At 63.8% G+C, this 15486-nt stretch carries 12 protein-coding genes and 1 pseudogene; 12 read left to right on the top strand and 1 reads right to left on the bottom strand.

The features are described from left to right. Positions 1–17: 17 nt before the first annotated feature. The 6 genes from FYW95_RS16215 to FYW95_RS16240 are packed head-to-tail and all read left to right on the top strand — an operon-like array spanning position 18 to position 5384. Positions 18–818 carry a hypothetical protein gene (locus tag FYW95_RS16215; protein ID WP_160050488.1) on the top strand — a complete coding sequence of 267 codons (801 nt, stop codon included), beginning with the start codon at positions 18–20 and terminating at the stop codon, positions 816–818. Then, positions 808–2016 (top strand): hypothetical protein, encoded by a 1209-nt coding sequence (locus FYW95_RS16220; protein WP_160050489.1) that lies wholly within the window; start codon positions 808–810, stop codon positions 2014–2016. Before FYW95_RS16215 ends, FYW95_RS16220 begins: the two co-directional genes overlap by 11 nt. Further along, entirely contained in the window at positions 2013–3191 is a 1179-nt protein-coding gene (locus FYW95_RS16225) for a hypothetical protein (protein ID WP_160050490.1), read from the top strand. The genes FYW95_RS16220 and FYW95_RS16225 overlap by 4 nt, the downstream gene beginning before the upstream one ends. Positions 3192–3251: 60 nt before the next feature. Then, on the top strand, positions 3252–3785 hold the full coding sequence (locus FYW95_RS16230; protein ID WP_160050491.1) for a hypothetical protein: 534 nt from the start codon (positions 3252–3254) through the stop codon (positions 3783–3785). Between the two features lie 4 nt (positions 3786–3789). Next, positions 3790–4413: a histidine phosphatase family protein gene (locus tag FYW95_RS16235; RefSeq protein WP_160050492.1), complete on the top strand. Its 624-nt coding sequence runs from the start codon at positions 3790–3792 to the stop codon at positions 4411–4413. Between the two features lie 26 nt (positions 4414–4439). Beyond that, positions 4440–5384 (top strand): LD-carboxypeptidase, encoded by a 945-nt coding sequence (locus FYW95_RS16240; protein WP_160050493.1) that lies wholly within the window; start codon positions 4440–4442, stop codon positions 5382–5384. A gap of 55 nt (positions 5385–5439) precedes the next feature. On the opposite strand, the gene FYW95_RS28270 is transcribed toward FYW95_RS16240, so the two are convergent. Then, entirely contained in the window at positions 5440–5877 is a 438-nt protein-coding gene (locus tag FYW95_RS28270) for a helix-turn-helix domain-containing protein (RefSeq protein WP_160050494.1), read from the bottom strand. A 675-nt stretch (positions 5878–6552) separates the two neighbouring features. Here FYW95_RS28270 and FYW95_RS16250 point away from each other — a divergent pair. The 6 genes and pseudogenes from FYW95_RS16250 to FYW95_RS16275 all read left to right on the top strand — a co-directional run. Next, entirely contained in the window at positions 6553–6780 is a 228-nt protein-coding gene (locus FYW95_RS16250) for an SDR family NAD(P)-dependent oxidoreductase (protein WP_159943655.1), read from the top strand. Positions 6781–7833: 1053 nt separating this feature from the next. Continuing rightward, positions 7834–9278, top strand: a pseudogene (locus tag FYW95_RS16255) (polysaccharide lyase family 1 protein). A 147-nt stretch (positions 9279–9425) separates the two neighbouring features. Next, entirely contained in the window at positions 9426–11036 is a 1611-nt protein-coding gene (locus FYW95_RS16260) for a right-handed parallel beta-helix repeat-containing protein (RefSeq protein WP_160050495.1), read from the top strand. 152 nt (positions 11037–11188) lie between these two features. After that, on the top strand, positions 11189–11425 hold the full coding sequence (locus FYW95_RS16265; protein ID WP_370462402.1) for a GyrI-like domain-containing protein: 237 nt from the start codon (positions 11189–11191) through the stop codon (positions 11423–11425). A 310-nt stretch (positions 11426–11735) separates the two neighbouring features. Beyond that, positions 11736–15341, top strand: coding sequence for a LamG-like jellyroll fold domain-containing protein (locus tag FYW95_RS16270; RefSeq protein WP_160050496.1), 3606 nt, complete (start codon positions 11736–11738; stop codon positions 15339–15341). Between the two features lie 31 nt (positions 15342–15372). Then, positions 15373–15486 (top strand): LacI family DNA-binding transcriptional regulator (locus FYW95_RS16275; RefSeq protein WP_159943650.1); only part of this gene is annotated, 114 nt, incomplete at its 3' end.

The raw sequence follows: 15486 nt of genomic DNA on the forward strand, positions 1-15486 counted from the left end.
TCATCTTCCTCACCATCGTGCAGGTAGTCCAGCAAACTCACCTCGCACCCAACCCGCCGCTGTTCAATCGTGCTGTTGATGCAGTAGTAGGGACAGTGCTCACCGCAGCTCTTGGCACTATCTTTGGAACTGCCCTGGTAGGCATTCTATTGGACGAGTACCAACGGCGATTTAGCGGAAAACTATCAGAGTACGATCAGTTCCTCCAGCGCGAGGGGATTCTCGCAACCTATGAATCTTCGCAGGAGCCACGCATAGTCGCCGCATTGGAGAATGCAATCGCGGATGCTCGGACCGAGATCACCGGTGTTGGCCTAGGACTGAGTGTACTGATGAACCGAATTCTCCTAATGCGTATCGCAGAACGCCTCACGTCCGAACGTTCGCTTGTTGTCAATGTAATACTCGGCAGTCCGCAGAACCGCGGAGTGATGAATCGGATCACCGAAGAACGAGAGTGGCATGAGTCTCAGGGCCTGGCTTACGATTCCACTTGGCCTGAACATTTCCCAAAAGAAATCAAAACGATACTCAGCCTGCACGCCGGGGCGAAAAATCAGGACAGAGTTCGTGTAGTTCAGATTAAGTCCTATCCTACGGTGGGCGTGCTGAAGATCGACAACCGGACGTTCGTCTTCCTTTACGGTTCTCCAAATATGCGCGGCGGATCACAGAGTGTCTGGTTGGAGTTGGACGCAAGCCAAAAAGAGGGACATATTAATACATTTATCCAGCGGTATCTCGAGTTCTTTGCGAACGAAGCAGACAACGTGCGCGATGTGGTAACGAGCGGCGAAGGAAGCGGAAGTGTTCAGTGATGAGCTGCGTTTCGCATGGGATCAGAGTCTCCTGCGAGGAAACTTCAGTAGGTTATTGCTTTACTGCGAGGCTTATCTCAACGATGGTTCGCCCAGTGGCTTTGTTCCCAGTATCGGTGATGTCGAGTACTCTGCAAGCGAAGGTAGCAAAGGCATTGAGATCCCCTTCGTATCGTACCCGAGGGACTTGGTCACCATAGTTGGTCGCTTGCCAGAGTGGCTGCCTTCAGATTCCTCCAACGTACTTGTTCCAGTGCATCCGCTCGCTGGTCACAGCGATGTTTTGGAAAGTCCAACTTTGCGCTGCGTTCCCACGGCATCAGTTAGAACAGTTGCTGTCCTGAGTCCTGAATCAGATGTACTAGGATTCCTAAAGCTACATTTCCCTGGGAAAATTGGACGGTTCTCTCGGGACTTGTATCACTTCAAATGGCTCGCAAGCTTGGAGGCGAGTGCAGCACTAGAGCAGGCGTCCGCACTGGCAGGCGGCATATATTATTTGCCTGAGGACTATGGCTGGTTTTGCGAACCGCGGCTTGGTTCAAGCACTCGTGGTTGGGGAACTTTAGGCAGGACGATTGGCGCAGACCTGCTTCAGCAACCACTGATCCCAGCATTCTCCATCCTAGCGAAAACGAGCCGAAATCCTACCTATCCGTTGCTAACCGAGCTGCGTGATCGACTCGATTGGACTATGGATGCGGCATTTGAGAATGTAATTGGAAAGCTGATCGACAGCTATGTGCTTTTGGCTCGTGATTGGGGCCTCTTGCCCGAGTGTAATGCCCAGAACGTTCTTTATTCCATTGGATTGAACGGTTCGACATGTGCGCCAGTTTTTAGAGATATGGGTGACTTGTTTAAGGATATGGTGATTCGCCGCCGCCGAGGTTTGAGCTGTCAATTCACAAGCTACAAGACAATCGATGAAGATGCTCCAGATCTATACGAGCGGAGATCATTTTCCTACGACTTCAAACTGGGATGCTATATTCTTGCTCCCATGATAGCGGCAATTGCAACAGTATGGTCAACTAATCAAAATTTGCTCATTTGCCGAAGTGCTGATCGTTTTCGTGGCAAGTGGATCGACGCGTCCTCCTATTTCCGTAGCGCAGACACCTGGTACTCGTACCCGGACGTAGCCAACGTCTCACGATCCTCGTACGTGGAGAATCTGGAACCGATGTTCCGATGAATAGCATCAACGAGCGTTCAGTCCAGCCTCCTTCGTGGCTCGAAAATCTAATGTTCTTGGAACGTCACGCGAACGATGGTTCACCAAACCGGCTCTCATTTGTTAACGGCCCAAGCGCGGGATATTCCCCGCGGTTCGGCCTGCCAGATTTTGAAGTTCCTTTGGTCACAACTCCAGCCGCAGAGCTTGAGGTCTATGGCGATAACAGATCCAATATGGCCTCTATGTGTCGAACCATGAACAGCATTCCTATCCATCCTGACTCGATAGGATATTACTTTGCGGACGGAAGAGAATTTTCTGTGCGGGCGCGCGTTCGGGCTGTCCCCAGTGCCTCTGGGCGCACATTATTAGTCGCAGATGATTATGTGAATTCTCTTTGGCTCAAACTCTCCTATCCGGGTGTCTTGGGTCGCTTTGGCTCGGGCCTGGATCGCAGGAAGGTTCAACACTCTCTTGCAGTTTGCAATATTCTTACCGCGGAATCGATTCCGCACCTGGCAGAACGCAGCGGTTTGGTCATGCTTGGCGGCGCAATGCCACAGCTTGGCTGCATTTTTCGCGACGTCGCCCCCTCCTGTGTGCAGGGCGAAATCGACAGTATGGTTCCTCTCTTTTCCCTGCTCTCTCGCTACGCAGACGAGAAAGTTGACCTTTGGGGATTCGCCAATATCGATCGACAAGATCCAAAGGATACGACGGCGTGGTTGCTAGACAACCTAATTTTTCCACTACTTGAATCTTACTGGAACGTCTGCGTCCGAACAGGACTCATGCCGGAGATGCATGCACAGAACATTTTGCTAGCTCGGCAATTGGGTAAGGTGTTGATTGTCTACCGAGATTGCCAAGGTTTCGTGGGTGATCCTGAGTACCTGCGGTCGACTCCAATGGTACAAACGATTTCTGAATCTCGTGTATTTGAAGAACGATCGCGACGATATGATGACTTTATGAGTCAGTATGTTTTGATGCCGTTAATCCTGAGATCTGCCTTGCTTGGCACTGTGTCCGTTGACCAACTGCTCGACAGCATAAGAGCTGCAACGGCCGACCTGGCGCCGCGCAACTACTTCGGACCTCGCCAAGAGTGGTACGAGATGCCGCTGGAACAGCCCATGTACGGACGTCGGATCGAGTATGTTAGACGAACATGCAAACCACCCCTTCGGTGAGTTGCAGGAAGTGATCTTTTGCGATACATTAATATTAATTGATATGAAAGGTGTCAGAAGGTGACAGATAATACCGTTTACACTTTGGTTCTTGTCCCCTCGGACGAGATCGCGATCCAGCTTGTTGCGTTCTCAGAAGCAGTCAATGAGCGCGTAGATTCCGAACTCGCGCTCGGGGAACATGCTCTCCCGCATATAACTATCGTCCAGTGGAAAGACGCTGATCTTGGCTTGCTCAACCAGCAAACCTACAAGTTGCGTGACCTTACGCTGGGTACCCTCACGCTCGCTGGAGTCTCGATCGTTCCAGGTCCGGACGGCGACAACTGGATCGAGATACCCGTTCTGAGCACTGGCGCCATGCGGAAGCTTCAGGAAGAAGCTCTAGCGGCCACTGGCGGCAACGGAGACGTTGCAAATGGCGTCGGTGATCGTTTCCGTCCGCATGTGACAGTAGGGTTGACTTACTCGACGAGCATTGAACTGCCGGCGTTGCCACCGTCACTTCTGCGTCTTTCCAGTGATTCATGGACGCCAATGTTGGGTTTGTCGGGACCTAATTACACGCTCACTCGTCTCATTGAGTGGGAGTAGCCGGTTGGCTGACAAGCTATTTCTGATTCGTCACGGATCTACCCTTGTGAACGAAAGCGCAAAGCTGTTATCCGCAGGGGATCCGGGGTTGTCGACGCGCGGAAATAAGCAGTGTGATGCACTAGTGGAGAAAATTGGCCAGGTGGAGTGCGAAGTGGTCTGGACTAGCCCTGCTGTGAGGGCCATACAGACTGCTGAGTCGCTGCGCGCGGCCCTCAATCTCAAAGTGGCGGTATCACATGAGCTGAAGGAGCGCGATCTCGGAGACTGGGAAGGCTTGTCGCGTGAAGAAATCATCCGACGGAGGAAAGCGCTTCGATTGCGGTGCGAGGATTTGACTCAGGACTGGGAGGGCTGCAACGGAGTCGAACAGGATGAGGAGGTCTTCAGACGTGTGTCACGGTTCGTAGAGGAGGTAACTCGTCGCCAACCTGGCCATGTCGTGATCGTGTCGCATGCTGGTGTTATTAAGTCATTCGTGTATTCGATCCTTGAGCTTCCTCAGCATCGAAACTTTGCCTTTCGGATTACCCTGGGAGGTTACGCGGTGCTGGAGCGAAGGAAGGGCTACTGGGAGCTTGCTGAGCTTTGGCCAAATCCTTTCGCTGCTCCTCCGGCAATAGTGTAGTTTCCTGTAATGACTTAATGGTGGCTATGGATACTCACCATCCCGAAGTTCGGCGCCGAAGCCTCTCAATTGGCATCTATGCTGTTAGTGACGCCTTGAACGAACGGCGCCATATGGCATTGGCGCAGGGGATCACATCACTTAGAAATTCTGGTCATGTCATAAAAGTGCCAGCAAACCTGCGTGCGACGGATGGTTACGCGGCCGGAAGTGTTGCTACTCGGCGGAGTGCGCTCATGGATCTGGTTTGCGATACTGGTATTGATGCGTTCCTGTCTGCGTGGGGAGGCAAAGCAACAATTGACCTTTTCCTTGGTTCTTCGCTTGATGTCAAGGCCCTCGCTTTCGGAAGACGACCGTGGTTCGGTTTCAGTGATTCGTGCGTGCTCCTGAATGCGATCGCATTCGACACAGGTCTGATTACGTTCTACGGGCCTAATGTAGCCGGGAAACTCGACCAAACGTGGCATAGCCTGATGGATGTGGCTCGCTATATAGCGGGCTGGCCAGTGTTTGGGCTGTCCTCAGATCAGTTGTGGGTGCCCGTAATTCCTGGTTTCGCCAAGGGGCGCCTCGTGGGGGGGAATCTCAGTACATTTTCGATCGCTTATCTTTCGGGGGCATTTTCAAGGGAACTTTCGACTGCAGGAAAGGTGCTATTTTTCGAATGCGCTGACGAGGATGTTCGTGTTCACCGGCAACTGCTAGTTGCACTTTCTCTTCGAGGATTCTTCGACGATGTTACGGGAATTGTTGTTGGGCACATTTCAGGTGGCAGTCGTGCGCGTTCTTATATAATTCAGAGCTTGAAGGAAATCTGCATAGCAAAGACGATCCCAATCTACTCATGTGCGACGTTCGGCCACGCCGCGCTGGAGAACCCACCGATTCCAATCGGATTAGAGGTTCAACTGGGGCATAGGCCTCCTACCCTGATCCGGAATCTTGTGGACATTCGTGGTGGCAGCTGACGCTCGTCACTTCATCTCTCTTGTAGATTGTGACGCCGTATCGCACGCCCGTTTTTTAAGCGGGCTTTTTCATTTTGCTGATGCGCACCCCGCGCTCCAGCAGCCGACTCCGCACCGTTCGGCTGTCGACTCCGAAGCGCTTGCCGATCCGTGTCAGTGACCAGCCCTGCTGGTAGAGCTGCACCGCTTCATCGATCTCTTCCTCCGTCAAACCCCGCTTGCGGATCTGTACGCCGTGGCGTTTGAGGATGGCGCTCACCGTCTGACGGTTGATGCCGAAGCGTTCTCCCAGCTTGTAGACGTTCGTGCCCGCCTGGTAAGCGACGATCAGCTCGTCTACCTCTTGGGGCTTGAGGCGCTTCGCGGTGCCCGGCTTCTTCGTCGGCTGCTCATGCCGGGGGAGGGGTGCTGTCAGGGCGGGAAGCTCACGAAGGAGGGCTTCGAGCTTGGCAGCGAGCCGCGCAGGGTTGTAGTTGGCTTGCCCAGGGTCCACGGACTCGGGACGATCCTGCTCGGGGGCCTTCGGCCGCCTCGCCGGATCGTCCTTCGTGTTTCCCGGGGGGCGACCCCTCGAACCTTCCGGGGTACCCCCTGCGGCCGGGGCCGCGCGGGTCGGTCGGGTGGGCGGAGCGGGCCCTTGCAACGCTGGGCTCCACCCCGCGGGTTGTGGTCGCCTGGCGCAGGGTCCGCCCTGGACCGCTCGCCGGACCCCTTGCCCAACGCAGGGGATCCGAGAAACCCGTCCGCCGGGGACAGCACCGGGAAGCCCTCTCCGCCACCGGAGGGGCTTCACCGCTGTTCGGTGCCCCGCCCGCCGCTCCCGGTGGTGGCGACGCGTGTACGGGGGCCCTGGAGGGAGCGCGGCCCCGGAGGGCCCGCCGAACGGGGAGCGCGCGTCCTGCCCGCCGCCCGCAACCCCGAAAAGGGGCGTGCCGCCGCGACGACGAACGGTGACGTGGAGGTCCGTGAGTCGACCTCGCCGGCCTGTCCTCGATCCGGACGTTCGCGCGGCAGCTCACCGAGCCCATCGACCCGCTCATCGACAACGCTGGTCCGTCGCTCCCGCCCGTGTCCCGCACCGCCGACGGTTTCGAGCCGCAGTTGGGGACCAACCACCTCGGCCATCTCGCACCCGCTCCTGCCGCAGATTCGGAAGAGGGGCGTCACGGTGACCTCGCTCGCGCCCCGAATAGGCACGATCGACTTCGCCGACCCCAACCGGGAGAAAAAGCCCCACCGGGAGTATTCCGCTTACGGGCAGTCCGAACTCGCCGATTCCCTGTTCGCCCCGGAACTCCGACGGCGGCTCAGTGAATCCGGTTCCTCGGTGATCTCCACGGCCGCGCCTGCCGGGATCTCGGCCGCGAATCTGATGCCCGAAGAACGGAACCTGTGATTCCTGGTGAACCGAATACTGATCGGTTCGGTCATGCGGAACGCGGAACGCGGCGCCCTGCCGGCGCTCCGTGCCGCAACGGCGGATATCCCCGGAGATGGATATGCCGGTCCCCGCGGTCTCATGGGGCTTCGAGGTGCACCGAAGCCGGTCCGGTGAGCTGCGGGGGCGCGTGGCGTCGACGCCGCGCGCCGACTGCGGGAGGCCTCCAGGGAACTCACCGGAGCGGCCTTCCCGCTGAGAAAACTCCGTGCCGCCTGAAATCCCTTCCGTCGCCTCGGGCCCCGACCGCCGGACCGCCGCGGTCGCACCATCCGTCTCCGGTCGCGGTGTGTTCACGGGGCGCTCCACGGCAGACCGCCGCACGGGCGGGGGAGGGGGATCGCCCCCGTCTGGTCCGCGGGTATAGGGAGCCTTCCGCGGTCGGAACGACACCGGTGGCGGGTCGATCGCGACTGGCCGGAAACCGCCGTCCGCACCGCCGTTGCGAGCGCGGAGCCGACCGCTTTCCGGCTTTCGCCGGTATTTCTGCACACTGATCTCTTGCCGATGCCCTCCACATGAAATGAACCCGGGGATTTCTTCACGCTTTCCAGGTCCGCGCGGTCGGTCGCGGAGCGGCCCTTCCGCTGGCCTGCCGCTTGGCGGAGGATCCCCTCGTCTCCCGGCCCGTCGGAGACCCGGGGTGCCGACCCGGAGGAGCCGCCGCCCATGGCGCCCCCGACCGCGTCCGGACGTCCGCGTCCGGCTTACCGCGGCACCGGGACACCAGTCCAAACGGTTGCAATCAAAAAGGTACTCAATCCCGAAGTCGATGTCGGACGCCGGTGAATCCCCAGTTCACAGACGTGAAGGGTAGTCAAGGTGCCCAGCGTTCCTACAAACGTTTGCATTAACCCCCCTTGACATGGAAAGCGCTTTCTCTACGCTCGGGGGAACACGTCAACGTGTACCCCCCAGTAGGAAAGGTGAGCAGTGAGACGATCCAACACGCGCCGACTCCTGTCGGCGCTGGCCACTGCGGCCGTGGTGGCGGCTGGTCTGTCCCTGCCGATGTCCCCGGCATCGGCGCAGACCGGCAGCGCCACGGGATATGCGACCCAGAACGGCGGGACCACCGGCGGTGCGGGCGGCCAGACGGTACGGGCCACGACCGGGACCCAGATCCACGAGGCCCTGTGCAACCGGCCCAGCACCAGCACCCCGATCACCATCCAGGTGGAAGGCACCATCAACCACGGCAACACCTCCAAGGTGTCGGGCACCGGTTGCGACACCGCCGACGGCGTGATCGAGCTCAAGAAGATCAGCAACGTCACGATCGTCGGCACCGGCGGCGGAGCCCTGTTCGACCAGGTGGGCATCCACATCCGGGAGTCCAGCAACATCATCATCCAGAACGTGACCGTCCGGAACGTCAAGAAGTCCGGCTCGCCCACGTCCAACGGCGGTGACGCCATCGGGATGGAGGCGAACGTCCGCAACGTCTGGGTCGACCACGTCACCCTGGAGGCGTCGGGCGGGGAGTCGGAGGGCTACGACGGCCTCTTCGACATGAAGAACAACACCCAGTACGTCACCCTCTCCTACAGCATCCTGCGCAACTCCGGCCGTGGCGGCCTGATCGGGTCCAGCGAGAGCGACCTCTCGAACGGCTACGTCACGTTCCACCACAACCTGTACGAGAACATCGACTCGCGCGCGCCCCTGCTGCGCGGCGGCACGGCGCACATGTACAACAACCACTACGTGCGGCTGAACAGCTCGGGCATCAACTCCCGGGCCGGCGCCCGCGCGAAGGTGGAGAACAACTACTTCAAGGACTCCAAGGACGTCCTCGGCACCTTCTACACCAATGAGAGGGGCTACTGGCAGGTCGGCGGCAACGTCTTCGACAACGTCACCTGGTCCAGCCAGGGCGACAAGAACTACCCCGCCGGCCCCAACCCCCAGTCCACCACGTCGGTGAGCGTCCCCTACTCCTACGGGCTCGACGACGCCGGCTGCGTGCCGGGCGTGGTCCAGCAGACCGCGGGCGCGGGCAAGGGCAACAGGGTCTCGGACGGCAACTGCCGGGCGGAGGACCCGACCGACCCGGACCCGACCGACCCGGACCCGACCGACCCCCCCAGCGGGACCAACCTCAGCATCGGGGCCGGCGCCGACGGCTCCAGCAAGGCCAGCGGCACCAGCTACGGGAACGCCGTCGACGGTGACATGGGCACCTACTGGTCGCCGAGCGGTTCGACCGGCCGCATCTCGGTCAAGTGGGGCTCCAACACCACGGTGTCCGCGATCAACATCCGCGAGGCGGCCGGGGCCGGATCGGCTCCTGGCGGGTCGTCGACCACGACACCGGCGCCGTCCTGGCCACCGGCAGCGGAGCGGGTGCCATCACCTTCGCCCCGACGACGCTGCGCAAGGTCAACTTCGAGATCACCAGCTCGAACGGCACACCCCGCGTCGCCGAGTTCGAGACCTACGCCAGCGCGCCGTAGGACGCCGGCTGACGGCAGCGGCGACGGTCTGTCACCGATCCGGCGGACAGCACCTGAGCCGACCTGAGGGCCGGCCCGCCCGAGCGAACCGGGCGGGCCGGCCGTGGCTCACCCCCTCCGGTCCTGTCGAGAGAGGCTTTACCGATCATGCGTTTTCGTGGTCTCCGGAGCCGCGGCGCACCGCTGCTCCTCGCCCTGACGCTGCTCGTCCCGGTCGCGCCGGCGCAGCCCGCCGCCGCCCAGGACCGTACGCTCACCGTCGCGGTCGACGGCAGCGACTCCGCCCCCGGCACCGTGGCGGCCCCCCTGCGCACCATCCAACGCGCCGTCGACCTGGCCGCCCCCGGCACCGTGATCCAGATCCGCGGCGGCACCTACGAGCCGAGCGTCAACATCCGGATCCAGAAGAGCGGCACCCCCTCGCAGCCGATCACCATGCGCGCCTACGACGGCGAGCACGTGGTCATCGACGGTGAGAACATGCCCAACACCCCCGCCCCGTTCGGGGAGCCCTACCCGCGCATCGAGCGCGGCGCGATCCACGTCAGCGGCGACTGGTGGCGCTTCGAGGGCCTGGAGATCATCAACGGCCCCTACGGGATCTTCGCCATCGAGTCCAGCAACAACGTCTACAGGGACCTGGTCACCCGCGACAACTACGAGACCGGTCTGCACCTCGTACTCGACTCCAGCGACAACCGGGTCGTCAACCTCGACAGTTACGGCAACCGCGACCCGCGCAAGAACGGTGAGAGCGCCGACGGCCTGGCCATCAAGCAGGGAACCGGCTCGGGCAACGCCGTGATCGGCGCCAGGCTGTGGAACAACGCCGACGACGGGTTCGACTCCTGGGACTTCCTCAGCCCGATCCGCATCGAGGACTCCGTCGCCTGGGGCAACGGCGTCGACCGCTGGGGCTTCCCCGGCTGGGAGGGCGACGGCAACGGCTTCAAGCTCGGACGCGGAGCGGCGAACCACGTCGTGCGCAACAGCATCGCCTTCGACAACGCCGTGGGCGGGTTCATCGACAACGGCAACCCGGGTTCGCTGCGGTTGGAGAACAACACCGCCTGGGCCAACGGCGGCAGCGGGTTCGTCTTCAACCGGTCGGCCTCGACGCTGAACCGGAACCTGTCGGTGGCCGACGGGGCGGGCGTCAACCTCGGCTCCTCGGGCGGCGACGGCAACTCGTGGGACCTCAAGGACGACTGGAGCGACGCCGACCTGGTCAGCACCTCGGCCGCCGTCATCAAGGGTCCGCGCGCGGCGGACGGCTCGATCCCGGCCACGGAGTTCGTGCGCCCCCGTGACCACGCGAACCTCGGCGCCGACTTCAGCGACGACAACGGTGTAGGCGAACCGGCTCCCCGGCGCCACGAGGCGGAGCACGCACCGGCCGCCTGCGACGGCACCGTCGACGCCGACCACCCCGGGTACTCCGGCGGCGGATTCTGCAACACCGACAACGTCACCGGTGCGGCGGCGCGGTTCACGGTGCGGGCCGACACCCCGGCAACGGTCACCCTGGTGGTCGGGTACGCCAACGGCGGTCCGAGCGGCCGGCCGGCGGAAGTGGTGGTGAACGGCTCCACCGCGGCGTCAGCCCCGTTCGCCGCCACGGGCGCATGGAGCAGTTGGGCGAGGGCGACGATCACGGTGCGGCTGGACTCCGGCGACAACACCGTCCGGCTCGTGGCCACCGGATCCGACGGCCTGCCCAACATCGACTACCTGGAGCTCCCACCCGGTGGGGCCTGACCGGCCGGGACCGAGACCCGGGGAGGCCGGGGCGGCCCGGGCGCTCTACCCGGTGGCGTACGCGCTGAAGTTCGCCAGCGAGCGGGAACCCGGCCGCGACTACGTGGGCCCACCGCTGGAGGGCCTGTGGTGGGCCCGGGACATGGACTCCTTTGGACGAGGTCCGTCTGGAGACCCTCGTCGAGGGGAGGTGCGCGCAGACGCCGCACGTCGGTTCCTTCGGCGGCGAGGCGGAGGCGCTGCGGCGGATGCACCACGAGTTCGTCCCCGAGCGGGGCCTGCGCATGGCCGGCAGACACCACGAGGTCCACCTGAGCGACCTCCGCAGGGTGGCGCCGGAGAGACAGCGCACCCTTCTGCGGCAGCCGGTGGCCGCCGCGACCGGGTAGCGCCATCGAACCGGTGGGACGGCGCTCCCTGGACGCGTGGAAGTTAACGAAAGGGTAAAGAGTGGTGGAGCCCGGATTGACCGCTTCTTTGTGAGCGCTAACACTAGGCGCCACGCACACGGGCTTCACACCACGGACACGGAATCGTAGGACAGGGGGGCGCATCGGCTCGTGTGTCGAACCGGTTCGACGGTTGTGGCCTGGAAGGACGCGCCCTCGCGCTGGTGTGGCCATCGCAAGCGAGAAGTCAGGAGCAGCAAGGATGTCGTCATCGGGGCCGAGATACCTGCGCAACGGCGCGGTCTCGGCAATGCTCGCCAGCACACTGGTCGCCGCCTTGGCGTCCGCGAGCCACGCGGCCGCGGTCGACCTGCCGGACCCGGTCGTCCACTACGACTTCAACTCCGACGATCTCAGCACCACGATCGCGGACACCTCGGGAAACGAACACCACGCCAGCCTCGTCAACGCCGCGACCGCCTCGCTGGTCGAGGGCGCTGACGGCGGAACGGCACTGAGCCTTCCCGGTGGCGCGCACGACTCCGGCGGGGCCTACGTCCGGCTGCCCGCCGGTGTCCTCAGCGGCGCCACCGACCTCACGGTCTCCATGCGGGTCCGGTGGAGCGGTGCCACCGCCCCGTGGCAGTGGGCCTACGCCCTGGGCACCGACGACACGCGGTACCTCTTCACCACTCCGTACAGCGGTGAGGGGCTGCTGCGCACCGCGGTCACCACGGGCGGGGGAGGGGCCGAGGACCACAACACCGGCTCGGCGGCGCTTCCCGCGGGCGGCTGGAAGACCCTCACGGTGACGCTGGACACCGGTGCGGGACGGATCACCACCTACCTCGACGGGGTCGCGGTCGACTCCGCGCCGAGCGGGGTCGGCGCGGACGAACTGCTTTCCGGCTCGTCGGACGGCGCCGGGTACATCGGCAGGTCGTTCTACCCCGACCCGCTTCTCGAGGGCCAGGTGGACGACTTCCGCGTCTACCACGCGGCACTGTCGCCGGAGCAGGTCGCGGAGCTCACGGGTGGGGTTCCGGTGCCGACCGGCCTGACGGAGGACGCGTTCGACCTGCGCACCCCCGTCGGAACGCCCCCGGACCTGCCGCGGACGGTGCCCGCCAACTTCTCCGACGGCTACGACCGGCCCCTGACCGCGGAGTGGGACGAGGTGGATCCCGACGCCTACGCGGACACGGGTGCCTTCACCGTCTCCGGCACGGCGGGGGAGTGGCCCCTGACCGCGTCGGTCACCGTGATCCGGGAGGGGCAGCTCTCCATCGACCTGGCCACCGACACCGGGGCCTTCCACGGGGGCGCCAGCGGCTCCCTCTACGGCCTCTACGGCCCCGGGCTGCCCACCGAGAACATCATCGAGGGCATGAACGTGCGCACCGTGGCCACCAAGGCCCAGGACGGCGCCCAGCACCCCGGTTCGGACGCCCTGGAGGTCGTCGGCCCGCTGGCCGGAGCCACCGGCGGCGACGTCTACGTCCGCGCCACGGACTACTACCGCGGCTTCCCCTACCAGTGGCCGGGCCAGACCCCCGAGGAGCGGCTCTCCCACTACATGGGGGTGCTGGAGAAACAGCTCGACCAGATCGGTCGGCTCGACCCCGAGTACCTGGACAACATCGTCATCGAGCCGTTCAACGAGCCCGAGGGCAACATGTTCGGCACCGGTGAGTGGAGCTACGACGGCACCAGCTGGCTGGACGACCCCGCCGACTACTTCGCCGCGTGGGATCGCTCACACGCCATGGTCAGGGAGAGGCTGGGGGACGTGCGGGTCGCCGGGCCGAACACGAGCATCCTGTTCGACCAGGTCAGGGGTTTCCTGGAGCACACCGTCGAGGCCGGGACGGTCCCGGACGTCATCACCTGGCACGAGCTCAGCCACCCCGCGCAGATCCGCACGTCCGTGGCCCGGTACCGCCAGTGGGAGAAGGAGGTCTTCGCCGGCACCGAGTACGAGGGCACCGTCCTGCCGATCAACGTCAACGAGTACGCGTTCAACTACCACACCTCCGTGCCCGGCCAGATGGTGCAGTGGATGTCGGCGATCGAGGAGTCCAAGGTCGACGCGATGGTCGCCTTCTGGAACATGAACGGCAACCTCTCCGACTCGTCCGTGGAGGCCAACCGGGCCAACGGCCAGTGGTGGCTGTACCACTCCTACGGCCAGATGAGCGGGCACACCGTCGAGGTGACCCCGCCCTCGCCCGGGGCGAACTACACCCTCCAGGGCCTGGCCGCACTCGACGAGGAACGGGCCCGGGTCCGGGCGCTGTTCGGCGGCGCCGACGGGCCCGCGTGGGTGGAGTTCCGCAACGTCCCGGAGGAGGTCCTCGGCACCGAGGTGCACGCGTGGGTGCGGGAGATCCCCTGGAGCGGGCAACTCGGCGACTCGGGCCCGCCCGAACTCGTCACCGAACAGGTCCTGGAGGTCCGGGACGGCTCCGTCGCCTTCGACTTCGGCGGCTCCCTCCCCGGGCTCAGGGAGTCGTCGGCCTACGAGATCGTCCTCACCCCGGCCGGAGACGGTACGCCCGGGGGGACCGGGCCGCACCGGTGGACCGGCTCGTTCGAGGCCGAGGACGCCGAGTACACCGGCGGCGGCTACAGCCGCAACGGACCGGAGGGCTCGCCGTCGGACGTCTCGAAGTTCTACACCTCCGGCGGGTACAACGTCGGCGGCCTGCGGACCGGCTCCGACGGCGTCCTGGACTTCACCGTCGACGTGCCCGAGGCGGGCACCTACGACCTGGGTGTCTTCGCCAGCTCCCTCTACACCCACGACCTCGTCCAGGAACAGGGCCCGACCAACGTCTTCCTACGGGTCAACGGCGGAGCCGAGCAGGAGGTCTTCCTGCCGCTCGCGTACAAGTGGGTGGTCTGGAACCAGACCCGGACCAGTGTCGAACTGGAGGCGGGCGAGAACGTGATCAGCCTCGCCGCGCGCAGCCTGGACGGATCCGGGGCCACCCGGGGCGACGCCATCATCGACCGGATCACCCTGGCCCTGCCGGATCCGGACGCGACCACCGCCAGCTACCAGGCCGAACTGGCGCAGCTGGACGGCGCCCGGCCGGTCTACCGCGACCAGCGGATCCGGCGCCACGGCGCGTCCGGCGCGGGCGCGGTGGAACTCGGCGCCGGCGACACGGTGACGTTCTGGGCCTACTCGGCCGAGGACGCCGAGGCCAGGATCGACGTGCACGCCTTCGGCAACGGCCGGGCCGATCTGGCCGTCAACGGGCGCGACGTCCTGCGCGTCGGACCGGCGCCCACGTCGGTGGCGGTCTCCCTCTCCGGCGGGATCAACAAGATCACCCTCACAGGTGCGGGCCCCGCCCTGCTGGTCGACCGCCTCGACGTCACCCCGACCGGTGAACACCTGGCGACGTGGGTCCACGAGGCGGAGGAGGCCAGGGCCGACGGCACCGCGCAGACCACGGAACTCTCCCTGGCCGACGGCGGGTCCGCGGTCACCGGTGTGGGCGGCGACCCGGGGAACACGAACACGCTCACCTTCCACGTCCGGGTCCCCAGGGCCGGTACCTACGCCATGCGCGTCCGATACGCCAACCCGGAGACCTCGCAGGCGACCCACTACAACCCCAACCCGGTCGCCCGGCACGCCGACGTCTCGGTCAACGGCGCCGACCCCGAGACCGTCCTGTTCCCGCCGACCTTCCACGCGAACAACTTCTGGGTGCTGACCGTGCCGGTGGAACTGGAGCGGGGGGCGAACACCATCACGTTCTCCTCTGAGGAACGCCCCGACTTCGACGGCGGGTCCTACGCCTCCGACACCTGGCCGGACTTCCTGCTGCGGTCCCGGTACGCCCCGGTGATCGACAACATCACCCTCGCGGAGTTCTCCAGCGGCCGCCTGGAGCGACCGTGACGGGCCCCCGACACGATTCCCTGGAGGAACGATGGTGACCATCGGCGACGTGGCCCGGCTGGCCGGGGTCTCCCGCAGCACCGCCTCCTACGCGCTGTCCGGGAAGCGCACCATCTCCCCGGAGGTGCGGCGGCAGGTGGACGAG

The organism is Nocardiopsis sp. FR4, assembly GCF_009830945.1.
Lineage (GTDB): Bacteria > Actinomycetota > Actinomycetes > Streptosporangiales > Streptosporangiaceae > Nocardiopsis.

Bases quoted from the DNA above. Each gene is read 5' to 3' on its own strand.
- FYW95_RS16225 (WP_160050490.1), top strand. From the start codon at position 2,013: ATGAATAGCATCAACGAGCGTTCAGTCCAGCCTCCTTCGTGGCTCGAA.
- FYW95_RS16240 (WP_160050493.1), top strand. From the start codon at position 4,440: ATGGATACTCACCATCCCGAAGTTCGGCGCCGAAGCCTCTCAATTGGC.
- FYW95_RS16260 (WP_160050495.1), top strand. From the start codon at position 9,426: ATGCGTTTTCGTGGTCTCCGGAGCCGCGGCGCACCGCTGCTCCTCGCC.
- FYW95_RS16270 (WP_160050496.1), top strand. From the start codon at position 11,736: ATGCTCGCCAGCACACTGGTCGCCGCCTTGGCGTCCGCGAGCCACGCG.